27 protein-coding genes and 3 other annotated features are annotated in these 23,744 nt (G+C 41.5%); of the genes, 26 read left to right on the forward strand and 1 reads right to left on the reverse strand.

What is annotated here, in order from left to right; genetic code table 11:
- Positions 1–120 precede the first annotated feature (120 nt).
- The 7 genes from BM049_RS00550 (at position 121) to rpsD (ending at position 5,157) form a co-directional block, all read left to right on the forward strand.
- The gene (locus BM049_RS00550; protein WP_091527806.1) at positions 121–681 is read left to right on the forward strand and encodes an NUDIX hydrolase; all 561 of its coding nucleotides are present in this window, start codon (positions 121–123) and stop codon (positions 679–681) included.
- 2 nt (positions 682–683) lie between these two features.
- Complete coding sequence (locus BM049_RS00555; protein ID WP_091527808.1) at positions 684–929, forward strand: hypothetical protein; 246 nt, start codon at positions 684–686, stop codon at positions 927–929.
- 18 nt (positions 930–947) lie between these two features.
- Complete coding sequence (locus BM049_RS00560) at positions 948–1,640, forward strand: 5'-methylthioadenosine/adenosylhomocysteine nucleosidase (protein ID WP_091527810.1); 693 nt, start codon at positions 948–950, stop codon at positions 1,638–1,640.
- A 119-nt stretch (positions 1,641–1,759) separates the two neighbouring features.
- Entirely contained in the window at positions 1,760–2,395 is a 636-nt protein-coding gene (locus BM049_RS00565) for a DUF1054 family protein (RefSeq protein WP_091527812.1), read from the forward strand.
- Positions 2,392–2,949 (forward strand): sugar O-acetyltransferase, encoded by a 558-nt coding sequence (locus BM049_RS00570; protein WP_091527813.1) that lies wholly within the window; start codon positions 2,392–2,394, stop codon positions 2,947–2,949. The genes BM049_RS00565 and BM049_RS00570 overlap by 4 nt, the downstream gene beginning before the upstream one ends.
- A gap of 167 nt (positions 2,950–3,116) precedes the next feature.
- The gene (locus tag BM049_RS00575) at positions 3,117–4,244 is read left to right on the forward strand and encodes a baeRF6 domain-containing protein (RefSeq protein ID WP_091527815.1); all 1,128 of its coding nucleotides are present in this window, start codon (positions 3,117–3,119) and stop codon (positions 4,242–4,244) included.
- 307 nt (positions 4,245–4,551) lie between these two features.
- Positions 4,552–5,157: a 30S ribosomal protein S4 gene (gene rpsD, locus BM049_RS00580; RefSeq protein WP_091527816.1), complete on the forward strand. Its 606-nt coding sequence runs from the start codon at positions 4,552–4,554 to the stop codon at positions 5,155–5,157.
- Positions 5,158–5,588: 431 nt separating this feature from the next.
- Here rpsD and BM049_RS00585 read toward each other — a convergent pair whose 3' ends face one another.
- Entirely contained in the window at positions 5,589–6,053 is a 465-nt protein-coding gene (locus BM049_RS00585; RefSeq protein ID WP_091527818.1) for a GAF domain-containing protein, read from the reverse strand.
- Between the two features lie 128 nt (positions 6,054–6,181).
- On the opposite strand from BM049_RS00585, the gene BM049_RS00590 reads away from it, so the two are divergent.
- The 19 genes from BM049_RS00590 to rpmA all read left to right on the forward strand — a co-directional run bounded on the left by BM049_RS00590 (position 6,182) and on the right by rpmA (position 23,721).
- The gene (locus BM049_RS00590) at positions 6,182–7,903 is read left to right on the forward strand and encodes a septation ring formation regulator EzrA (protein WP_091527819.1); all 1,722 of its coding nucleotides are present in this window, start codon (positions 6,182–6,184) and stop codon (positions 7,901–7,903) included.
- Between the two features lie 158 nt (positions 7,904–8,061).
- Entirely contained in the window at positions 8,062–9,198 is a 1,137-nt protein-coding gene (locus BM049_RS00595; RefSeq protein ID WP_091527821.1) for a cysteine desulfurase family protein, read from the forward strand.
- Positions 9,199–9,210: 12 nt separating this feature from the next.
- On the forward strand, positions 9,211–10,428 hold the full coding sequence (thiI, locus tag BM049_RS00600) for a tRNA uracil 4-sulfurtransferase ThiI (protein WP_091527822.1): 1,218 nt from the start codon (positions 9,211–9,213) through the stop codon (positions 10,426–10,428).
- A 69-nt stretch (positions 10,429–10,497) separates the two neighbouring features.
- The gene (gene tpx / locus BM049_RS00605; RefSeq protein WP_091527824.1) at positions 10,498–11,001 is read left to right on the forward strand and encodes a thiol peroxidase; all 504 of its coding nucleotides are present in this window, start codon (positions 10,498–10,500) and stop codon (positions 10,999–11,001) included.
- Between the two features lie 13 nt (positions 11,002–11,014).
- Positions 11,015–11,237: a binding site (T-box leader), on the forward strand.
- Between the two features lie 44 nt (positions 11,238–11,281).
- Positions 11,282–13,930, forward strand: a complete 2,649-nt coding sequence (locus tag BM049_RS00610; RefSeq protein ID WP_177188552.1) for a valine--tRNA ligase — start codon at positions 11,282–11,284, stop codon at positions 13,928–13,930.
- 2 nt (positions 13,931–13,932) lie between these two features.
- Entirely contained in the window at positions 13,933–14,589 is a 657-nt protein-coding gene (locus BM049_RS00615) for an HAD family hydrolase (protein ID WP_091527827.1), read from the forward strand.
- 62 nt (positions 14,590–14,651) lie between these two features.
- A complete protein-coding gene (gene radC, locus BM049_RS00620) occupies positions 14,652–15,335 on the forward strand; it encodes a RadC family protein (RefSeq protein ID WP_091527829.1) in 684 nt (227 codons plus the stop codon).
- A 203-nt stretch (positions 15,336–15,538) separates the two neighbouring features.
- On the forward strand, positions 15,539–15,739 hold the full coding sequence (locus BM049_RS00625) for a cold-shock protein (RefSeq protein ID WP_034302391.1): 201 nt from the start codon (positions 15,539–15,541) through the stop codon (positions 15,737–15,739).
- A 215-nt stretch (positions 15,740–15,954) separates the two neighbouring features.
- Complete coding sequence (locus tag BM049_RS00630; protein WP_091527830.1) at positions 15,955–16,965, forward strand: rod shape-determining protein; 1,011 nt, start codon at positions 15,955–15,957, stop codon at positions 16,963–16,965.
- A gap of 167 nt (positions 16,966–17,132) precedes the next feature.
- Positions 17,133–17,987 (forward strand): rod shape-determining protein MreC, encoded by an 855-nt coding sequence (mreC, locus tag BM049_RS00635; protein WP_091527832.1) that lies wholly within the window; start codon positions 17,133–17,135, stop codon positions 17,985–17,987.
- A complete protein-coding gene (mreD, locus tag BM049_RS00640) occupies positions 17,987–18,553 on the forward strand; it encodes a rod shape-determining protein MreD (RefSeq protein WP_091527834.1) in 567 nt (188 codons plus the stop codon). Before mreC ends, mreD begins: the two co-directional genes overlap by 1 nt.
- Positions 18,554–18,571: 18 nt before the next feature.
- A complete protein-coding gene (locus BM049_RS00645) occupies positions 18,572–19,258 on the forward strand; it encodes a septum site-determining protein MinC (protein ID WP_091527836.1) in 687 nt (228 codons plus the stop codon).
- On the forward strand, positions 19,251–20,045 hold the full coding sequence (minD, locus tag BM049_RS00650; RefSeq protein ID WP_091527837.1) for a septum site-determining protein MinD: 795 nt from the start codon (positions 19,251–19,253) through the stop codon (positions 20,043–20,045). The genes BM049_RS00645 and minD overlap by 8 nt, the downstream gene beginning before the upstream one ends.
- 23 nt (positions 20,046–20,068) lie before the next feature.
- Positions 20,069–20,306: a binding site (T-box leader), on the forward strand.
- Between the two features lie 115 nt (positions 20,307–20,421).
- Positions 20,422–21,210, forward strand: a complete 789-nt coding sequence (locus BM049_RS00655) for an amino acid ABC transporter substrate-binding protein (protein ID WP_091527839.1) — start codon at positions 20,422–20,424, stop codon at positions 21,208–21,210.
- 18 nt (positions 21,211–21,228) lie between these two features.
- Positions 21,229–21,858 carry an amino acid ABC transporter permease gene (locus tag BM049_RS00660; RefSeq protein ID WP_091527840.1) on the forward strand — a complete coding sequence of 210 codons (630 nt, stop codon included), beginning with the start codon at positions 21,229–21,231 and terminating at the stop codon, positions 21,856–21,858.
- A gap of 13 nt (positions 21,859–21,871) precedes the next feature.
- The gene (locus tag BM049_RS00665; RefSeq protein ID WP_091527842.1) at positions 21,872–22,522 is read left to right on the forward strand and encodes an amino acid ABC transporter ATP-binding protein; all 651 of its coding nucleotides are present in this window, start codon (positions 21,872–21,874) and stop codon (positions 22,520–22,522) included.
- A 99-nt stretch (positions 22,523–22,621) separates the two neighbouring features.
- Positions 22,622–22,696: a sequence feature (ribosomal protein L21 leader region), on the forward strand.
- Between the two features lie 48 nt (positions 22,697–22,744).
- Positions 22,745–23,056: a 50S ribosomal protein L21 gene (rplU, locus tag BM049_RS00670; protein WP_091486106.1), complete on the forward strand. Its 312-nt coding sequence runs from the start codon at positions 22,745–22,747 to the stop codon at positions 23,054–23,056.
- Between the two features lie 22 nt (positions 23,057–23,078).
- Positions 23,079–23,420, forward strand: a complete 342-nt coding sequence (locus tag BM049_RS00675) for a ribosomal-processing cysteine protease Prp (protein ID WP_091527844.1) — start codon at positions 23,079–23,081, stop codon at positions 23,418–23,420.
- Between the two features lie 16 nt (positions 23,421–23,436).
- Positions 23,437–23,721 carry a 50S ribosomal protein L27 gene (rpmA, locus tag BM049_RS00680; protein WP_091527845.1) on the forward strand — a complete coding sequence of 95 codons (285 nt, stop codon included), beginning with the start codon at positions 23,437–23,439 and terminating at the stop codon, positions 23,719–23,721.
- Positions 23,722–23,744: the final 23 nt, after the last annotated feature.

Here is a 23,744-nt window from a genome sequence, read left to right on the forward strand (position 1 = left end):
ATAAATGGAGAATTTTTTTATATAAGACCTTAGTTGGATTTATAGACTATAAGATCAAAACAGGATGAAAAACATAAGAAAATAGGTTATGATAAAAAATATAAAGAAGGGGATGACTTTATGGAGTTCTACGAAGAAACAATAAAGAGTACATCGATTTACAAAGGTAATGTGACTGAATATATTGTCGAGGATGTGAAACTGCCAAACGGAGAAATGTCTCAGAGAGAAATCGTCCGTCATGACGGGGCTGCAGCTGTTATACCATATACTAAATCCGGCGATCTTGTTCTAGTGAAGCAATACCGCAAAGCTATCGATCAGATAAGTATCGAGCTACCAGCCGGATTAAAAGACGACTCAGATCACGACGGTTTAGAGACTGCGAAACGTGAATTGGAAGAGGAAACGGGGTACAACGCAAAAAAATGGAAATTTATCACCTCATTTTATAGTACGCCTGGTTTTACAGATGAATTCCTGGAGATTTACGAAGCAGAAGATTTGTATTTTGCGGCTAATCCCTTAAGTTTAGATGAAGATGAGACAGTAGAAGTAATCACTGCAACTTACGAGGAAGCCTGGGATTATTACCGCCAGGGAGTACTTAGAGACTCGAAGACAGTGTTTGCCTTGTACTACTGGAAAATGAAAAAATTAGAGATGGAGCTAGGGGAATAGTCATGTCATCTAGAATCAGAAAGAAAGAAGAAGAGAAGACAAAAGAAAAAGAAAGAAAAAAATTAGATAGAGAAAAGAGAAAAGAGAAGAAGCGAAAAGAAAGAAATTTGAATAAAACAGGACGTACAGCTAAAAAGCGGTCAAAAGAAATGGACAGGTATCGACTGGTGGAGAAGCGTCTGACTCTTGCCATCATTATCGTTGCCTTACTGCTGCTGATTGTTTTATCTTATGTTTTCTTTATATAAAAGATAAGGAAGGTTAATATGAAAATAGGCATTATCGCTGCGATGGAACAAGAATCATGTGAAATCATTAGTGAAATCAAATATCTAAAGGAAACGATCAAGGCGAATCAGCACTTTTATGAAGGACAGATCCATGATGTCCAGGTCGTTCTTGTACAGTCTGGCATCGGAAAGGTGAATGCAGCTATTGCAGCGACATTACTGATCGAAGTGTACGAAGTCGAAGCCGTCATCAACACAGGGTCAGCCGGCGGCATTGGTGCAGGTTTAGCGGTGGAAGATCTGGTCATCTCAAGAGAACTTTCATATAACGATGCAGATGCGCGGGCTTTCGGATATGACTTTGGTCAGATACCTCAAATGCCAAGGAGGTACACATCAGATCAGCATCTGGTCAAAGTCTTCAAACAGGCAGCCCAGAAGAAGGACTGGACGATCAAAGAAGGGCTGATCGTCACTGGGGACTCGTTTATCAGTGATCAGAAAAAAGTTGCCAAGATACGGGCGCAGTTTCCTGAGGTTTTGGTAACAGAAATGGAAGGGGCAGCCATCGCGCAGACTTGTTATCAGTTTGGGATCCCCTTTGTGGTGATCCGAGCTGTTTCAGATGTCTCTGATGAAGAAGCTTCACTCTCGTTTGATGAATTCATTGAAAAAGTCGGAAAAAAATCAGCGGAGACCGTCCTTGAATTTATCTGTTTAATTGACTAAGCGATCGGCATCTATAATAAAGAGTAATGGTTATTCTTATAGTGCAGACTTTCGGTTCCTTATATCGAGAGTCTGCTCTTTTTTTGATACAATAGCAGTGAACTTAAGGAGGGAAAAAAGTGAAAAAATATTTTGAAAAATCAGATTTTAATCTTTTTACAATCGAAGGACTTGACGAACGGATGAGTGTCATCAGAGAATCTATCCAGCCGGTGTTCCAGCATTTTGGTGATACCTACATAGAGGATGTGAATGAGTATACGGGATTTGATGGAAGTTTTCACATTGCACAGCATCGAAGACGAACGACTAACCCGCCCGAATCGACCTGGAGCGCGATCGGAGGCAATAAGCGCGGATACAAAAAATATCCGCATATACAGATCGGCATCAATGAAGAGTACATCTTCATGTTTCTTTCGCTGATCGATAATCCCAAACACGAAAAGCTCATGGCCGACTATCTTTTGAATCATCCTACCTTGTGGAACGATCTCCCGGATGATTACTATGTCTCGGGTGACCATACAAAAACAGCCATAGAAAAAGCGGGAGCTGAGACCGTCGAAAAGACGCTGCGGCGTCTGATAAAAGTCAAAAAAGGCGAAATTATGATAGGGCGGATCCTGACACCGGATAGCATGTCCTTGGCGGACCCTGATAAACAGGAGGCGTTCTTTAAAGAAACATTGGACGTCCTGCTGCCCATATACAAAGAATTATTAGACCTTTATCAGGAGGCGGAGGCTAAATGAAGTCAAATAAAGAGAAAATGATTGCCGGGGAAATGTATCTGTCCGCGGATGAGCAATTAGTCAGAGAGAGGACAACTGCTCATCTGAAAGCTCAGGAATTTAATCATGCTGAGACGGATCAGGAAAGACAGGATGTTATTAAAGAACTGTTTGGGACGACAGGAGAAAACATCACTGTGGAACCGACTTTTAGAACGGACTACGGGTACAACATCCATGTCGGTGAAAATTTCTATGCAAATTTTAACTGTGTCTTTCTGGACGTCTGCCCGATCAGGATCGGGAAAAATGCGATGCTGGGCCCCGGAGTCAGCTTAGTAACACCAGAGCATCCATTGGAGGCAGAGGCACGTAATTCAGGTTATGAATTCGGCAGACCAATAACGCTCGGAGATAATTGCTGGATCGGTACAAATGCGACGATCGTTGGTGGAGTCACACTCGGTGATAATGTGGTGGTTGCAGCCGGTGCTGTCGTAAAGAAATCATTCCCAGCTAATGTCGTTATCGGCGGAGTCCCGGCTGGAATAATCCGGACGATCGATAATGATTAGATGCCATGGGAGCAAGGATTCAGTACAAGATGTCATATACACGAGTTTTCAGCATATCTTTAGACTTTTTTTGCTTGTTTAGATATGATGTAAGTATAGAACTCTTCTAAACCGGCTTTGAGCAATTCGGCAGTTTAGAAGAAAATAATGAATGGAAGGTGAAGCACATGAAAGAACTGTTTACATTTCCAACTGATGAACTTCTGCAGGAAAATGAGGTCGTAGTATCCATATCGCTGAACTCTGAATCAAACTCTTTTGAAACAGAAGCTAATCAGATTCAATTTCAAAACTTATTAAAAGAAGCTAAAGAGAAGCTTTGCGAGAAATATGATGAAAAATATTGTGATTCATTGCTTGAAAAGGTGGAGGCACTTAGAGGGAATACTGATTTCTGGAGAAAAGTAACGGAAAGTCTGGTCATCTATATTACTCCAGAGGATGTGTATTATTATAGATTAAGTGTCCCTGTTAAGAGCGGGACAGTCGTGTCGGATCAGGCTTATATTTTACCGCTGATCTCGAACTTTCAATATATCAGTTACTATCATTTGCTTTGCCTGAACCATGACAAATTCAGACTATTCAATGGACGCGGGAATAAAGTTCAGGAAATCGGCCTGCCAGAAGAGGCTCCTACAACGCTGACTAAGGCTCTGGGGGAGGAACTGACTGGGGGCGCACTGAATGTAGCTGACTATGCAGGTGGTGCCGGAACAGGTATGTTCCACGGTCATAATGAGAAAAGCAATGAAGTGGAGATCGATCAGGTGAACTACTTCAGAGCGGTTGATAAATATGTTTTCGAAAACTTTTCTAAACCCACTGAACTGCCGCTTGTGCTGTTTGCTTTACCTGAAAATATCGCTGACTTTGAAAAAGTTTCTAAAAATGAATTCCTGGACGACACCAAAGTTGAAGCTTCACCAGCACAGCTTTCGGTCAATGACATACAGAACAAAACCAGTGAAGTCGTGAACGAGATCGTTAATAAACGTTATCAGAAACTGGTAGACCGCTATGAAGAAACAACCCCGGAATTCAAGCTGGGTGCACAGTACGGTGACTTGGCAATGGCAAGTATCCAAGGGAAGATCGACACACTGCTGCTGGAAGATCATTATCAGGTGCATGGTCGTATCGACGAAAATGGACGTTATCATGAAGGGACGGAAACGAATATTTACGTCAATCAGCTTGTCCACAACGTTTTGAAAACCAACGGCCAGGTATATGTCCTTGAAACGGCCAGCATGCCTTCAGATACAGGGATCGCTGCCCTATTGAGATTCTAGGTGCCGACACTATTTTAATGAATAAAAAGAGACCTCTCAAAACCAGATACGCTTCTGGTTTTGAGAGGTTATTTAATTAGACAACTATTATGTGTTGACTAATCAGGTTGATACAGGTATACTGAAAGTTGTGTAAAATATCGCAGCAGAAAGTGGTAACCGCGTCAACAGTTTCTTGCCATATAAATTATGAGCGCAATTGTGTAACCAGCGGCTGCAAAGGTGAAGATTGAAAAGAAACTGCACGTATTACTGAGCTTTCACACGTTATTTTACTCCATATAATATAAAATGGAGGAATTTTATTATGTCAAGATATACTGGACCATCATGGAAAAAATCAAGACGTTTAGGCATTTCTTTAACAGGAACTGGTAAAGAAATCGCACGTCGTCCTTACGCACCTGGTCAACACGGACCTACAGCTCGTATCAAATTATCAGAATACGGACTACAATTAAAAGAAAAACAAAAATTACGTTTCATGTACGGATTAAATGAACGTCAATTCTTTAACCTGTTCACTGAAGCAGGAAAAATTCGTGAAGGAAAACACGGTGTCAACTTCATGATTTTACTTGAACAGCGTCTAGACAACGTCGTTTACAGACTTGGTCTGGCCACAACTCGTCGTCAAGCACGTCAGTTAGTAAACCACGGACACATCACAGTTAATGGTAAACGCGTTGATATCCCATCATTCCGCGTATCAGTTAATGATGTTGTTGGTGTAAAAGAAAAATCTAGAGATATGAAAATCATCAAAGAATCTGTAGAATCACTCTTTGGTCGTCCTGACTTTGTTTCATTCGATGATGAAAAATTAGAAGGAACTCTTACACGTTTACCATTACGTGAAGAAATGCCTGCTGAAATCGAAGAAGCATTTATCGTTGAGTACTACAACAGATAATAAAATACAAAATAGTATTGAAAAGGCTGAGACATTCAATTGTCTCAGCCTTTTTTTGAGCAGTCAGCGGGACAGCTAAACCTATTTCTTTATCCCCCGTCCAATGCGCCAGTGCTGGATACCTGTCAGAACCTTTTTAATAACTTAATTCAAACTGGACCCCCTTAAACTTTTTGAACACCTGTGTGAAAAGAAACGAAAACATTAAGTTCATCGTATAAGGGACGTCCTGAATGCGACGTTCCGCTGAGAAAGTGGAGTACAGCACTTTTTGAACGGTTTGAACTTAACTATTCAGTGAAAGAGTGGAGGCACAACGGCTATTGACTATAAAAAAGAACGAAAGAACTCTCTATTGGAGAATCCTTCCGATTATTTCTATTATCGTTTTTCTGATTCCTCTGTCCTGGCTATGATAGAAGAGAGGCCTTTTATATGTTCAAGTGTTTCAATAATACCTCAACGAATTCTTCCAGCATCAGACGGTCTTTTTCTGTAAAGCGGTTTTTAACAGGGGCGTCCATATCCAGTACACCTATTTTTTTACCGTTTTTGATCATGGGTACGACGATTTCGGATTGACTGGCGGCATCACAGGCAATATGACCCGGGAAGAGATGGACGTCATCAACAACAAGGGATTGCTGCTCTTGTAAAGCTGTTCCGCAGACACCTTCCCCTTCTCTGATCCGGATGCAGGCTACTTTTCCCTGGAAGGGGCCGAGTATCAACTCGTTGTCAGAGACATCCCACAGGTAAAAACCTGCCCAGTTGATGTTTGAAAATTGTTCGGTCAAGAGAGCCGAGGCATTGCTCAAATTAGCGATCATGTTTGTTTCACCTGCGATGAGAGCCTCCAGTTGTTTATTCAGCATGTACGTGATTTCGTTAGACATAAGTTGATCCCTTCTCTATTAAATTTATCTAATTTGCTTGCTAGTATAACATAATTCACTTAAGTTTGATATACTAGACAAAAGAGTGAGAAAGCCATAAACGGCAAAGAAGTGTTGGAGGCGAAAGCATGACAGTTGAATTAATCATAACCTTGAGTATTATTGTACTTGCTGTACTGATCTATACCGTTACATATTTTGTTAGAAAGAAACATTACGAGCGTATCGATGAGCTGGATCGGATGAAAAAAGAGTTGTATGCTCAAATGCCTTCGAATAAAGTCCGGACCTTGGATAAAATGATGATCACCGGTCAGTCAAAAGAAGTAGCGAATACTGTTATAGCTGATATCAGTCTGATTGAGGAAAAAAAACTTCCGGCTATCGAATCCTATTTATTTGAGGCTGAGCAGGCAACAGATCGCTATCGCTTCAGCCAGTCCACGAAAAGTGAGCAGAAGGCAGAAGAACTGCTGAAAGAGACAGGCGAAAGTATCGGGCGTACTTCTGAGAAACTGGATGAACTGCTGCAGAGAGAACAGGCAAATCTGAGAAAAATCGATTCCATCAAGAAACGTTATCATAAGGTAAGAAAAGAGTTACTGGCAAAGAGCTTTACTTTCGGGGAGTCGATCAACAGTCTTGAAGATAAGCTCGGTGAGATGGAAAACCTGTTCACTTCCTTTTCCGACCTGACTGCCTCTGGCGATCATGAAGAAGCAAAAAAAGTAGTGAATCAGCTGGAATCCCGGTTGAATGAAATGGAAGCTATGATGGCATCAATCCCGGAAATCAACGCTAAGATCGAAAATGATTATGAGAAACAGCTTGAAGAAATCAGAGAAGGATATGAGACGCTGGTCGAACAGAATTACAATTTCCCTGAATCTCTAGATATCGAAGAGCGGATCAGTCACTTAGCTGGTAAGACAGCGCATATAAAAGAACTGCTGGTTCAACTTGAATTAAATGAAATCGAGTCGGAACAAGCGGATGTGGAACAGGCTATTGATGAGCTGTATGATGTTATGGAAAAAGAAATCGACGCCAAGTATGCACTCGAAAAACTATTGAGAAAAATACCCAAAATCATTTATTATGTCACGAACCAGAGTAAGGAACTGAGTTTGGAAATAGATCGTATCGGACAGAGTTATCACCTTTATCAGGGCGAACAGGATACCTATCTGGAAATGAATAATCTGATGAAGGAGCAGAAAAAAATAGTGAACAGTCTTTCCGAGCAGATCGATAAAAACAATATCGCCTATTCGGATGCTGAAGAACTGCTGCTTCAAGCTTTCAGTCAGCTGGAAAACCTTTCACATGCCTACGATAGCCTTTCAGAGAGCTTGTATGCCTACCGGGATAAAGAAAAAGAAATAAAAAAAGACCTGGAAGAAATGGAACATGCGCTTAGAGAAATGAAGAGATATATTCAGGGGAAACACCTCCCGGGGCTTCCTGGAGATTACCTGGATCTGTTCTTCTATACAACCGATCATTTAGAAAAGCTATCAGTAGAATCTGCTCGACCAAAGCTTGACCTTGAGGCAGTCACGCGTCTGCATGCCCTTTGTGATGAAGATATCGAGCATCTGGCAGATAAAACTGAAGCAATTGTCGATAATGCTCTGCTGACAGAATTAACAAGCCAGCGCCTGTATCGGTACAAAGATGAGTATCCGGGAGTCATGGAAACGATCAAGTACAGTGAGGCCTTGTTCCTTGACGATTATGATTATGAAACCTCACTGAAAATGGTGAGAGAAAAGCTGGAATCCATAGAACCAGGTGCCTTTGAAGAAGTAAAGGCGCTGTATAAGAAAGAAATGTCAAACGCTCAGTAGTGAAAGACAGAGACTCTCAGACCGCAGAATGTATACGGCTGAGAGTCTTTTTATGGTAAGGCATCTTTTGAGAAGCGTCGATTATGACTTGAAGCCTGGAAGAATTTTGTTATAATATATAGAGTTTGATGAAAACCAGAATTTAGAAGAGGTGCAAGATGATTTATTTTGATAATTCTGCAACGACTAAAATCGATGCATCTGTGTTAGAGACCTATCATTCTGTCAGCGATCACTACTACGGTAACCCGTCAAGTCTACATCAGATGGGGGAACAGTCAAGGCAGCTTTTAACTCAGTCAAGAAATCAGATTGCCGAGTTGCTAAAAGTCAGCAAAGAAGAAATTTATTTTACCAGCGGCGGAACTGAAGGAGATAATCTGGCTATTAAAGGTACTGCGCTTGCGAAGAAGGAATACGGGCGTCATATTATTACGTCAACCATTGAACATCCGGCAGTTATTGAGAGTATGGAGCAGCTGGAAACATTGGGGTGGGAAGTGACCTACCTCTCCGTTGACGAGAAAGGCCAAATAGATCTCGATGAATTTGAACGGTCATTAAGAAAAGATACGGTACTCGTTTCTTTGATGGCTGTCAATAATGAAACTGGGAGCCTTCAGCCTCTGAAAGAAGTGGGAGAACTGCTTGAACATTATCCTTCTGTCCATTTTCATGTGGATGCAGTTCAGGCTCTCGGAAAAATCGACCTTGACCTCAATCACTCAAGGATCGATATTGCCGTTTTTTCAGGCCACAAATTTCACGCACCAAAAGGGACTGGCTTTGTTTATGTGAAAAGCGGAAGGAAACTGGCCCCTCTACTGAGCGGTGGCGGACAGGAAACTGGGGTGAGAAATGGCACTGAGAATGTTCCCGGCAATGTTGCGCTGGCAAAAGCCTTAAGATTACTGATGGGAAACAAAAAAGAAGTTAACCAGCGATTCATAGATATGAAACGGTCTTTATTGAATTATTTTTCAAGGCTGGACAAAGTGACTGTTTTTACACCGGAAGAAAGTGCACCTCATATCATCTGTTTTGGGATTAAGAATATCAAAGGCGAAGTGTTAGTACATGCGCTTGAAAAACAGGGTATTTACATTTCAACGACCAGTGCCTGTTCCAGCAGAAAAAAAGATAAAACTTACTCTGTAAAAGAAATGGGTTATTCAATAAAAGAAGCAGAATCTGCTGTCCGCATAAGCTGGAGTCATATAAATACTCAGAAAGAGATCGATACATTCAAGAATGTATTTGATGCTATATATTTACAGTTGAAATCAATCGAGTAGAGGAGAACCAATTTGGAAATCACAGAATTAATGATACGTTACGGTGAATTATCCACCAAAGGAAAAAATAAGAAAGCATTTATTAAAATACTGAATAGAAACGTAAGAAAAAAACTGGCCGGCTACCAGAATTTGAAGATCACTTATAATCATGACCGCATGCACGTCAAGCTAAATGGAGAAGATTCTGAAGAGGTCATTAAAGAATTAAAGGAAGTTTCGGGCATACAGTCCTTTTCGCCTATCATAAGAGTCGAGAAATCGATTGAAAAGGCTAAAAAGGCGGTCGTTCAATTGATCAGAAATAATTATCGTCCAGGGATGACGTTCAAGATTAATACACGTCGAGCAGACCATTCTTTTGAATATGATACAAATGAGATGAATCGCCTCCTCGGCTCGGCTGTGGAAGAAGCCATCGAGGATATCCATGTTAAAATGAAAAATCCCACCGCGACATTGAGAGTTGAAGTCAGAACAAGAGGGATCTTTATTTCGGTCGATACGATTCAGGGGATGGGTGGACTGCCGATCGGTTCCTCAGGCAAAGGCATGCTGATGCTATCCGGAGGTATCGATTCTCCTGTAGCAGGGTACCTTTCGTTGCGAAGAGGTATGGAAATTGAAGCTGTTCATTTTCATAGCCCGCCGTACACGAGTCCACAGGCGTTAAAAAAAGCAAAAGATCTGACGGCTAAGTTATCTCGATTCGCTGGTGAGATCACATTTATAGATGTTCCATTCACTGAAATTCAGGAACAGATAAAAAAAGTGGTACCTGAATATTATTCTATGACAGTCACCAGAAGGATGATGCTTAGGTTAACTGACGAAATAAGAAGAAAACGTAATGGCGCAGCTATTGTTAACGGGGAATCACTCGGTCAGGTAGCTTCACAGACACTTGAGAGTATGCAGGCAATAAATGAGGTGACGAGCACGCCGGTCTTGCGCCCGTTGATTTCTATGGATAAAATGGATATAATCAGCATTGCTGAACAAATCGATACATTCGAACTGGCAGTTCAGCCCTTTGAGGATTGCTGTACGATTTTTGCACCCGCTAACCCGAAAACGAGACCGAAACTGAAAAAAGTACAGGCTTTTGAAAGTGCGCTGGATGTGTCGGGGTTGATCACTAGGGCACTTGAAGGTATAAAAATCGAGCAAATCAGTAAAAAGACGAACGAGAATAAAAAAATGGAAAAAGTCTTTGCTGAGCTATTATGATGTTTTAGTTGCCAAACCCCTGCCGAAACAGGTAAACTAGAGGTATACTATAGGAAAGAAGGGGAAACAATGGACGTAACAATGAAAGGTGAAAAATTTCAGACTAACGGACCCGTTCCAGAAGTAGGAGAGAATGCTCCTTCCTTCAACCTTAAGAACCTGCATAATGAAGACGTTAAACTTTCCGATTATGAAGGAGAAGTCGTTATTTTAAGTACTTTCCCAGATATAACGACGAGTACCTGTGCAAGACAGACGGATACCTTTAATACAGAAGGTAAAGAGTTGACCAATACCACAGTCCTCTCGATCTCAGCAAATACTGTTGAAGAGCAGGAAAAGTGGGCACAAGCAAAAGAAGTGGATACTGTCTTGCTGCATGACAGAGACCGGACCTTCGCCAAGGAATACGGTCTGTATATTGAAGATATGGATAAAATCGCACGTGCCGTATTCGTATTGAACAGACAAGGACAGATCGTTTATAGAGAGATCGTTAAAGAAATGTCCGGTGATCCGAATTACGAAGAGGCTTTATCAGCTGCCCGACATGAAGAGGCTGAGCTGAGTTAATATAAATGAATAAATAAAGGCAATGATCATGAGTAGTATCAATAAAGACGGTCTTAGAGAATGGGTGTCTGGTGGAAATCCCTGATCGATCTTATTGAGAAGTAGCATGTGAGCTATGCAGTGAACAGGGAAGTAGCTGTAAATGGACTGACAGCCCATTAAAACTGTTGTTAAGAGATCACTGTAGTGCATGACAGTGGTAATTTAGGTGGTACCGCGAAGCATTCGTCCTATGTCCATAGGATGAATGCTTTTTTTATGAAAAAGAGGAGTGATCATGTTGGAAAAACCGTTAGATATGTCAAAGAAATACGAACCATCAAAAGTAGAAGAAGGCCGCTATGAGAAATGGCTCAAGGAAGATTTGTTCAGACCGAATGATGAAGGAGCAGAACCTTATTCTGTCGTAATTCCCCCTCCCAATGTGACAGGAAAACTGCATTTGGGTCACGCCTGGGATACAACACTGCAGGATATCATTATCCGTCAGAAAAGAATGCAGGGATACGATGCCCTGTGGCTGCCCGGGATGGATCACGCCGGGATCGCTACCCAAGCAAAAGTAGAAGAAAAACTAGCTCAGGATTCCATTTCAAGGTACGATTTGGGAAGAGAAAAATTCCTGGAAAAAGTATGGGAATGGAAAGAAGAGTATGCTGAAAACATCCGCAGTCAGTGGTCGAAAGTAGGCATCTCCGTAGATTATTCGAGGGAACGCTTTACTTTAGATCAAGGTCTTAATGATGCAGTGAATAAAGTTTTTGTCGACTTATATAATAAAGGACTTATCTACCGCGGCGAATACATTATCAATTGGGATCCCAAGGCGCAGACAGCTTTGTCAGATATCGAAGTCGACCATAAAGATGTCAACGGTGCCTTCTACCACATCACGTATCCTATTGTGAATGGTGAAGGTGAAGTGGAAATCGCAACGACACGACCGGAAACGATGCTCGGCGATACAGCGGTGGCCGTACACCCTGAAGACGAAAGATACCAGCATCTCATAGGTAAAAAAGTCCTGCTTCCAGTGGTCGAAAGAGAACTGACTGTCGTCGCAGATGATTATGTGGACAGGGAGTTCGGAACAGGGGTGGTCAAAATCACTCCTGCCCATGACCCTAATGACTTCGAAATAGGCAAGCGTCATGACCTGGAACAAGTAAATGTCATGAACAATGACGGGTCGATGAACGAACTGGCTGGAAAATATGCAGGCATGGATCGTTTTGACGCACGAAAGGCCCTTGTTAAAGATTTGAAAGATTCCGGATACCTCATCAAAGTAGAAGAGATGACACATAGCGTTGGTCACTCAGAACGTACAGGTGTGATCGTTGAACCCAGACTGTCTACGCAATGGTTTGTTAAAATGCAGCCGCTGGCTGAACAGGCCCTGAAAAATCAGCAGACCGAAGACAAGGTCAATTTCGTGCCAGAACGGTTTGAAAAAACATTCAATAACTGGATGGAAAACGTTCATGACTGGGTCATTTCCAGACAATTATGGTGGGGGCACCGTATTCCGGCCTGGTATCACAAAGAGACCGGCGAACTGTATGTTGGAGAAACTGCTCCGCAGGACAGTGAAAACTGGGAACAGGACAGCGATGTACTGGATACATGGTTCAGTTCAGCCTTATGGCCGTTTTCGACTATGGGATGGCCGGACACAGAGTCAGAAGATTTCAAAAAATATTTCCCGACCAGCACACTGGTTACGGGTTATGATATCATCTTTTTCTGGGTCAGCCGCATGATTTTCCAGAGTCTGGAATTTACCGGAAAGGCGCCATTTAAAAACGTTCTGATCCACGGTCTTATTAGAGATGAGCAAGGCAGAAAAATGAGCAAATCGTTAGGTAACGGTATCGATCCGATGGATGTGATCGATCAGTATGGCGCCGATGCTTTAAGATGGTTCTTATCTAATGGCTCGGCTCCGGGGCAGGATGTTCGGTTCAGCTACGAAAAAATGGATGCCTCCTGGAACTTCATTAACAAGATCTGGAATGCCAGCCGATACGTTATTATGAACCTGGAAGATTTTTCTGTGTCAGACATCGATTTGTCAGGAGATAAATCGATTGCTGATAAGTGGATACTCGCTCGTTTGAACCAGACTATCAAACAGGTCACTGAACTTTTTGAGAAGTTTGAATTCGGTGAAGCAGGAAGACGACTCTATACCTTTATTTGGGATGATTACTGTGACTGGTACATCGAAATGAGTAAAGAGCTGCTTATTCAGGGTACAGAGGAACAGAAAGTCACGACAAAATCTGTCCTGGTCCATGTATTGGACCAGACGCTGCGTCTGCTGCATCCGATCATGCCGTTTGTGACAGAGGAAATCTGGGAGCATATCCCGCATGAAGGTCATTCTCTTGTCGTGGCAGAATATCCTGAAACGGTAAGTGAGTTTAACGATCAGGAAGCGATCAACAACATGGAGATGCTGATCGAACTGATCCGATCCGTCCGCTCGATCCGTCTTGATGCCAATCGCCCATTATCGAAAGAAATCGATATACTGATAAAAACGAAAGGTGAAAAAGAAAAGGCATTTCTAGTGGAAAACCAGTCCTTTATCGAGCGTTTCTGTAATCCTAATGAACTGGTGATCGATACGGAAGTGGATATGCCGGGTGAAGTGAAATCTGCAGTCATTTCCGGAGCTGAAGTCTATCTGCCGTTAGCCGGGCTGGTCGATATACAGGAAGAAATCGAACGTCTGGAACAGGAAAAAATCAAATGGCAGCAGGAGATAGACAGAGTAGAGAAAAAACTGGCGAATGAGAAGTTTGTACAGAATGCACCAGAAAAAATCGTGCACGCTGAAAAAGAGAAAGGCAGAGATTATAGAGAGAAATATGATGCGGTAACTAATCAGATCGAAAAATTAAAGCAAGTCAAAGAAGGCTGACTATGAATAAAGTTGTTGTTTTTGATATGGATGGCTTGATGTTCGACACGGAGCCGCTTTACTATAAAGCGAATCAGAAAACAGCTGATGCATTGAGCATTCCGTTTGACTACTCTTTTTACGAGAAGTATATCGGAGCGAGTGAGAGTGATTTTTTTGATGCAATGTTCGATCAGTTTCCTCAAAGCAATGTCCAGCAGTTCATTATCGACAGTAAAAAAGATGTTGAAAAACTCCTGCTTTCTGAACCGCCGAAAATGAAGAAAGGTCTAGTCGAGCTGCTCGATTATTTAAAAGGCAAGGGATATAAAACTGTGGTTGCTTCCAGTTCAACACGGAAATTAGTGGAGAACCTTCTTGATCTAACTGATATCAGAGATTATTTCGATGCTTATATCGGAGGAGACGAAGTTGCTGAATCCAAACCACATCCTGAAATATTCCAGAAAGCAGTAGAGCGTGCTGGGAATCCGCAGTCTGATGTCCTGGTGCTGGAAGATTCACTTAATGGTATCCGGGCAGCCTATGCAGCCGGATATAAAGTGATCATGGTCCCTGATCTAGTGGAACCGACGGAAGAAGCGAAAGCGAAAACATTAGAAATTTGTGAGGATTTGGAAGAAATTCTTATCAAAATAAAAAGTGAGAATTTTTTTTAAAAGACAGTATATTAAACAGAGAAGATAAAAATCTTCTCTGTTTTTTTATTGGAGGGAATTCTATGCTTAATCAGAAATTTGTTGATGTTCCAAAAGAGTCAAGACCCAGAGAAAGAATGAAGGAATATGGTCCTGAAGCATTGGCCAATCATGAACTGCTGGCCATACTGCTTCGCACAGGAACAAAAGATCATAATGTCATTCAATTGAGCATGCAGGTTTTTTCATACTTTGATGATCTATATATGTTTAAGAATGCATCACTTGAAGAACTGTTATCGATACCCGGTATTGGCAAAGCGAAAGCTTTTGAAATGCTTGCCTCTATCGAATTGGGCAAGCGCCTTGCTAAAACAACCGTTCTGAAAGAAGGGGCTGTGACGTCGAGTCAGTTTGTCGGGAAATTATTGATGGAGGAACTGAAGGGGCTGCAGCAGGAATTGGTAGTAGGGCTGTTTTTAAACACGAAAAATGAAATAATAAAAAAAGAGACGATATTTAAAGGAAGTTTAAATTCGAGCGTAGCTCACCCGAGAGAAATTTTCAAAGCTGCTATAAAATATTCTTCCGCGCGCATAATCATTGCGCATAATCATCCTTCCGGTAATCCTGAACCTTCAGAAGCTGATTTGAGATTCACAGAGAGAATGAGTGAAGTGGGTAAAATCGTAGGTATCGAACTCCTGGATCATTTTATTATTGGAGAGGATCAGTATATCAGTCTGAAAGAGTATGGAGCCATGTGAATACTGCTTTTTTTCACAAAGTATGAACAAGATAATTTGACAAAAAAGTGCTAAATACTTGCACAAAAGAATATAGCGTGGTACTATGAGTTTAGCATTTTGTTAGGGAAAGAAAAAAGTAATGTGTAACAACATTCCGATTCGTACCTATAGCAATAATGTGAAATAATTTGTGCTTTAAGGCACGAGGAGGAACAGTAAACATGGAAAACGGTACAGTAAAATGGTTTAACGCAGAAAAAGGATTTGGATTTATCGAGCGCGAAGGTGCAGACGATGTATTCGTACACTTCTCAGCTATCAACGAAGAAGGATTCAAATCATTAGAAGAAGGTCAAGCAGTTACTTTCGATATCGAAGAAGGCGCACGCGGACCTCAAGCAGCAAACGTAGAAAAAGCTTAATACTAAACTATTATAATTTTTTTAACCGAGTAGGATATTTATCCTACTCGGTTTTTTAGTACACTGAAAAAAATAAATGTGACATTTCAAATATTAAATTTAAAAGAAAGTGCCCGTAAGCTAGTGCATATTCGCAAAGAAAAAGGTACAATTACATAATGTAAGTTTATGATCTATAATGTTAGTACGTGAAAGTGTTGAAAGGAGATTTTTTAGTGTTCTGGTTCAGAAAAAAAGGGGTCGGTATCGATTTGGGTACCGCTAATACGAATGTTTATATAGAAGGAAAAGGTATCGTCCTAGGCGAACCTTCAGTTGTAGCAAAAGATAAAACAAATGATGAAGTGGTATCTGTTGGTGAAAATGCTCAGAAAATGATTGGTCGTACCCCGGGAAGTATCGTCGCTCTACGTCCCATGAAAGACGGTGTGATCGCAGATTTTGATACAACAGCCGCCATGCTTGAATATTTTATAACTAAAGCTGTTGGAAAACGTGGATCTAAGCCTGAAGTTGTTGTCTGTGTGCCTGGTGGAGGGACAGAAGTCGAAAAGAGAGCGATCATTGATGCGGCTAAAATGGCTGGAGCAAGAGATGCCTATCTGATAGAAGAGCCGTTTGCTGCTGCGATCGGTGCAGGGTTACCTGTCAACGAACCTACAGGCAGTATGGTCGTGGATATCGGGGGTGGAACCACAGATGTCGCAACGATATCTTTAGGTGGTATCGTCAGCAGCCGTACGATAAAAATGGCAGGGGACCAGATGGATCAGTCCATTATTCAGTATATTAGAAACAAATATAATCTGCTTATTGGCGAAAGAACGGCTGAAGCTGTGAAAATAGAATTAGGAAGTGCTTCGATCGAAGAGGCTAAAGACATGGGATCAATGGATATTCGTGGAAGAGATCTGTTGACAGGTTTACCTAAAACGATATCGATTCCGGCTATTGATGTAGCAGAAGCAATCAAAGAAGTGATCGAAGGCATTCTTATAGCTGTTAAGGGAACACTCGAGGATACTTCTCCGGAAATCTCAGCTGATGTTATTGATCGTGGTATCGTCTTGACCGGTGGCGGAGCTTTGCTGAAGCATCTGAGCGATGTGATTGCAGAAGAAACTGATGTCCCTGTTTTTGTAGCCAGCAATCCTTTAGATTGTGTAGCGATAGGAACCGGAGAAGCATTGAATCACATGCACATCTACAGAAAGCAATCAAGATAAATATTTAAACTAGCGGGAAGATATTCTTCCCGCTAGTTTAATGAGCGCCAATGTATGCGTGTTCTATAAGAGAATACGCATACCAGCCGCGCATTTCAAACTGCCTCTACGAACTGACTATAATCTATGGTAAAATAAGCGAAGTTAAATTATAAGAGGTGTCACAATTGAACCAGTTTTTTACAAATAAAAAATTAATCGTCCTGCTTGTGAGTGTGATTTTGTTTGTTTCACTCATTTCATTATCGATGAGAAATGCTGAAAATATTCCATTCGTTCAACAGGCGACCAATGATATTACTGCGGTGCTTGGAAGAGTCTATTCAAAACCTGCGAATGCTATTATCAGCGTGTTTGATTCGATAGATGATTTACAGGATACGTATGCGGAAAACCAGAGGTTGAAAATAGAAATCGATCGCATCTATGAACGTCAGGCAGAATTGAATACATTAAAAGAGGAGAACACTCGTCTTGAAGAAGAACTGGATTTACAGCAGTCACTAACCGATTACCGAACGATCTCTGGGACCGTTATTTCCCGCAATCCGGATAACTGGGTCGACCAGGTGGTGATTGACCGCGGAAGTCAGGATGGTGTTGAGGTAGGGATGCCGGTCATGTCAGGCAACGGTCTGGTTGGACGTATCTCTGAAACGAATCCGACAAGTTCGAAAGTTGTTCTGCTTACTAATATCGAACAGACGTCTAATCAGGTTTCTTCAGAGATCGTCATGGAAGATGAGACAGTATATGGTATCATCAGCGACTATGACGAGGAGAGAAATCAGCTCCTGATGTCTCAGATAACGTCAACATTAGAAATAAGCGAAGGAGAACTAGTGACCACTTCCGGTTTAGGCGGATCCATACCTCGCGGACTGGTTATTGGTGAAGTGGAAGAAGTTTCTATGGATGCTCACGGACTTGCTCAGCAGGTATATGTGAAGCCTTCTGCTGATTTTAACAATATACGATTCGTGACCATTATTCACCGTCTGGCTGAAAGTGGTGAAGATTGATGGGTAACTGGAAAAAAGTGACCATTCCCATTTTTCTTTTGTTTTTTACTTTGCTTATTGATGGCGGCCTGACTTATCTGTTTCGCGATCAGCTGAGTACATCTTTTGGCTTAATGATCCCCCGACTGGTCGTTATTACATTGATCATGCTCTCTTTCTACCTGGAACCAAGGCAGCTGTATATTCTTGCCTTTGCATTCGGATTTGTTTATGACAGTTACTACAGTGGTGTTTTGGGCATTTATATTGCAGCATTCATATTGATCCCGTATCTGATCATACAAATCCGTCAGATAATCAATCCATATTTCTATGCAATACTGCTGATCAATATTGTCGTCCTGACACTGATGGAATTATTTGTCTTTAGTGTGTACCGGGTCATCGGTTTGTCCGATATGACGCTGCAACTGTTCTTAGTCAGTCGTCTGAATGGTACGCTGATATTTAATACTGTTGCTTTTTTAGTCATCGGCTATCCGCTGAAGGAATGGATCAAGGTGCTTGTCAGTATGGAAGATAAAAAGACAGGATCGAGCAGAAAAAACAATGTATCAATAAGATAAAACTAGAGGTGAAACGGAATGAAGAGTGCGGTATCGCTAAAAGGAACACAAGAAGGTTATCAGCTTATTATTCAGTCTTCAGCTTCTCTCCAGGACGTGTATGATGAACTGGAATCGCTGACTTTACAGATGAAAAAAGACTCTCATGCTGGAAGAGAAATCATCTTTCATGTCAAGACTGGCCAGAGAGAACTTACGGACGCGGAAAAAGACAAGATTTCAGAAATCGTCGAAGATGACTATTTTAAGATTTCTTCCTTCGAATCAGAAGTCATGTCACTGGAAAAGTGTTTACAGTGGCATAAAGAAGCAAGCCCCACGCTGGAAGTCAGAACTGTTCGAAGCGGACAGATCGTCGAAGCGGAGGGGGATATGCTGCTCATCGGGGTCGTCCATCCTGGAGGGACCGTACGGGCAACAGGGAGCATTTATATCATAGGTGAACTAAAAGGAATTGCCCACGCAGGGGTCAGCGGCAAAGAAAGTGCTGTAGTGGTTGCCAATTTCCGGTATAATGCTCAAGTAAGGATAGGCGACAACGTACATGTTATTGAGAAAAAAGATCAGCCTAAAGATGAAAATGCTGACACAACTGAATTTGTATATGTTAATGATTTACATATCATTGAAATTTCCAGTTTGGAAAATTTAAAAACGATTCGACCAGAATTAGGTAAACATGCAGGAGGTATTTATAATGGGTAAAGCCATAGTAATAACATCAGGTAAAGGTGGAGTAGGTAAGACCACGTCCACAGCAAATATTGGAACAGCTCTAGCACTTCAAGGGAAAAAAGTCTGTCTTGTCGATATGGACATCGGATTGAGAAACCTTGATGTTATTTTAGGTCTGGAAAACAGAATAATTTATGACATTATCGATGTAGTAGAAGGTAGAGCCAAACTGCATCAAGCCCTGATAAAAGATAAACGGTTCAATGACCAGTTGTTCCTTCTTCCAGCGGCCCAGCATGCAGATAAAAATGCGATAAATGAGATACAGATGGTGGATATGGTCGAAGAACTGAAAAAAGACTTCGACTACATCCTCATCGATTGTCCAGCGGGTATTGAACAAGGATTTAAAAATTCTATTGCTGCCGCAGATGACGCCATATTAGTCACTACACCAGAAATTTCTGCCATCAGAGATGCTGACAGAATCATCGGGCTGATCGAACAAACGCCTATTCAGGCGCCTCAGCTTGTTATCAATCGTATCCGTAAAGGAATGATGGAAGCTGGAGACGTAATGGACGTAGAAGAAATCACACGTCATTTGTCTATTAAATTATTAGGCATTATTTTCGAGGATGATGAAGTCGTTCGGGCGTCCAATAAAGGAAATCCCGTCGTATTAGATCCTGACCACCCTTCGTCGCAAGGATATCGTAATATCGCGAGAAGAATACTCGGTGATACTGTACCTTTGATGACGCTGAAAGAAGAAAAAGTCAGTTTCTGGAAAAAAATATTTGGCTTTGGAAAATAAATATGCTATGATGTAAAAAATAATAAATGGCTATGATGAGAAAAAGTAAAAGATATACCTTTTCAGAGAGGTTACGGTCGGTGAGAGTAACTATAGGTGGTCTTTGAAAACACATCTCTAAGCTAAAAGCTGAACTCGAGTAAGCTTATCGGCTGCACCCGTTATCGTGCCAGCGTTTAGTCGTTTTGAACGTGTTGAGGTGATGATTACTTTATATCGTCACGAATAAAGGTGGGACCACGATATTTGATCGTCCTTTAATTCTCTTTTTAAGAGGATTAAAGGACGTTTTTTTTGTTTATACAGGAACTGCAGTCCTGCGTGAACACTTGAATTGGAAATTGAAAAAGTATAAATAACTCTAGGAGGAACACTCATGAAAAATTCAAAATTATTATTAACAGGATTAATTGTTTCGGGAATCGTTTTAACAGGATGCCAGACCGATGAGTCAGAAAGCAGTACAGGTGAAAATGCATATGTTGTCGGATTAGATGACACCTTTGCGCCTATGGGATTCAGAGATGATGATGGCAATCTAGTTGGTTTTGATATCGATCTGGCCGAAGCTGTGGCTGCTGATCTGGATTATTCGATCAGCTTTCAGCCGATCGACTGGGCGATGAAAGAGACAGAATTAAATGCCGGTAATATCGATATGATATGGAATGGTTACACCATCACGAATGAGCGTGCCGAAAAAGTCGACTTTGGAACCCCATATCTGGAAAACAGTCAGCTGATCGTAACTCTGGAAGGAAACGGGATAGACACCAAATCTGACTTGGCAGGCAAAAAAGTTGCAGCCCAGCAATCCTCGAGTGCAGTCAGCGCCATCGAAAGCGATCCTTCAGATATATTGAGCCAATTTGATAATGGCGAAGTGATACAGTTCCCATCAAATAATGATGTGTTCAATGACTTGATCTCCGGGCGAAGCGACGCCATAGTCGTTGATGAAACATTGGGACGGTTCTACATGTCACAGAATGCATCACCTGATTACAAGGTGCTGGAGGATAATTTCGGTAATGAAGAGTATGCGGTAGGTTTCAGGCAAGATGATGATGAATTGAGAGAAGAATTTAATGCATCATTAGAAAGACTCATGGAAGATGGAACATATGACGATATCTATCAGACATGGTTCAGCGAACAGGAATAATTTATAGGAGTGAAAGTCATGTTATGGTCAGCCTTGCCTTCAATTATTGGAGGCTTAGAGTTAACGTTGAAGTTGTTCGGTTTAGTACTGGTAGTGTCACTGCCGCTTGGGTTGGTTGTGGCAGTAGTAAAAGTGTATGGACCTAAATTTCTACAAAGGCTCATTACGCTTTATATATATGTGATGCGGGGAACGCCGCTGCTGCTTCAATTAATGTTTGTATTCTTCGGCTTGCCTTACATTGGAGTGACACTTGATCGCTTCCCGGCTGCAGTTTTTGCTTTTGTCCTGAACTATGCTGCTTATTTCGCAGAGATTTTCAGAGGTGGGATGGTAGGTGTACCGACTGGCCAGTTTGAAGCACTGAAAGTGCTTGGAATCAGCCACTTTAAAGGTTACCGGAAAGTCATCTTTCCTCAGGTGCTGAAAACGACGCTACCCAGCATAGGTAATGAAGTACTGGCGCTGGTAAAAGATACATCACTTGTCTATATTCTGGGTTTAGGTGAAGTGTTGAGAGCTGGTCAAATTGCAGCCAACCGGTATGCCTCACTTATTCCATTTATATTCGTTGGTGCCCTTTACCTTATCGTGACAGGTGTAATTTCATATCTGCTCAATAAAATCGAAAAGCAGTATCAAATATAAAGGAGGTATTCAGATGCTTGAAATAGATCATTTAGGTAAGAAGATGAATGGGATCGATTTGATCAAAGACTTTTCTTTAACAGTCAGAAAGCGAGAGATCGTTTCGATTGTAGGTGAATCCGGTTCAGGCAAGACAACATTTATCCGGGTGCTGAATCAACTGGATGTTCCGGACGAAGGTCAGATCAGACTGGATAATGATGTTTTGTTTACCAGCCATGAGAGCGACAAAAAAGCAAATAAAAAAATCGGACTGGTTTTTCAGGATTTTCAGCTGTTTCCTAACCTCACCGTTAAAGAAAACTGTACGCTCAGTCCGATCCTTAATAAGGATCTCAGTAAAAAAGAAGCCGAACTCAAAGCCGATGAATTACTTAAAAAATTAGCTATTGACGATAAACAGGCTGTCTACCCTAAAGAACTATCGGGAGGCCAGAAACAGCGTGTGGCCATAGCCCGGGCACTCATGCTGGAACCTCAGATATTATGTCTGGATGAACCGACTTCCGCACTTGATCATGAGACAGCTAACCGGTTCGGTGAGCTGCTCATTTCCATCATCAAAAATGATGTCGGCGTAATTATGATCACCCACGACTTGAGATTTGCCGAGACATTCAGTGATCGTATCGTATCTTCACGCCAGTTTTTGAACAAAAGCTGAACGCATAAGCAGCTGACTGTTTTCTTTACTGCTTCCTGAATTAATGATTGACTCTGGTGCGGTGATTTGGTATGCTAGTAACGTTGTAAATGTGTAGCACCACAACTACAACCGCTCGTATATAAGTCAAAAAGCAGGAAACTGCTACTTATAGCGGCGAGTCTAAGTGCTTAAGAATAAAACGGAATGTTTTATTCATTAATTAAAGGAGGTGCAGCAAACATGTACGCAATTATCAAAACAGGTGGAAAACAGTTTAAAGTTGAAGAAGGCCAAGATATCTTCGTAGAAAAATTAGACGGAGAAGCTGGTGATTCAGTAACTTTTGACGAAGTTTTGTTTGTTGGAGGAGATAATACTGTAGTAGGTAATCCCTTCATCGAAGGCGCGTCTGTAGAAGGTAAGATCGAAAAGCAAGGTCGTGCTAAAAAAGTAACGACTTACAAATACCGTCGCAGAAAAGATTCCCATAACAAAAAGGGACATCGTCAGCCATATACAAAAGTTTCTATCACATCAATCAAATCAAACTAATCATTGAGAAAGAGAGACTGAAATGATAGCTATTCAATTTCGCCGTGAAGGTTCAAATCTGATGTCAGTTCAAATGTCTGGACATGCTGAGGCCGGCCCATACGGTTATGATATTGTCTGCGCTGCCGTTTCAGCCTTAAGTATCGGTACAGTAAATAGTCTGACTGAGATAGCTGGGATACCCTTAAAGGTTGTTTCTGCTGAAGATTCTGGAGGCTATCTGGAATTCACTATTCCTGCTGGTATTTCTCAAAAACAAATGGAAACAGGCCAGATACTCCTGAAAAGCCTTCATCTGTCTTTAAAAAGCATAGAAGAAGAATACAGCGAGTATGTAAAAATTAATTCTCTACAAGAGAAATAATGGAGGTGCATTGAATATGTTGAAAATGAATTTACAATTTTTCGCTCATAAAAAAGGTGGCGGTTCAACAACCAACGGTCGTGACTCACAATCAAAACGTTTAGGAGCTAAACGCGGAGATGGACAAGTTGTCTCTGGCGGATCTATTTTATACCGTCAACGAGGAACTAAGATTTATCCAGGTGAAAACGTAGGCCGAGGTGGAGACGACACGCTATTCGCTAAAATCGATGGTGTTGTCCGCTTTGAACGTAAAGGAAAAAACAAAAAGCAAGTTTCTGTTTATCCTGTAGCAAACTAATTATCAAATAAATTGGAATCATA

Origin of the sequence: Alkalibacterium subtropicum, from assembly GCF_900112455.1 — a bacterium.
Taxonomy (GTDB): Bacteria; Bacillota; Bacilli; order Lactobacillales; family Carnobacteriaceae_A; genus Alkalibacterium; species Alkalibacterium subtropicum.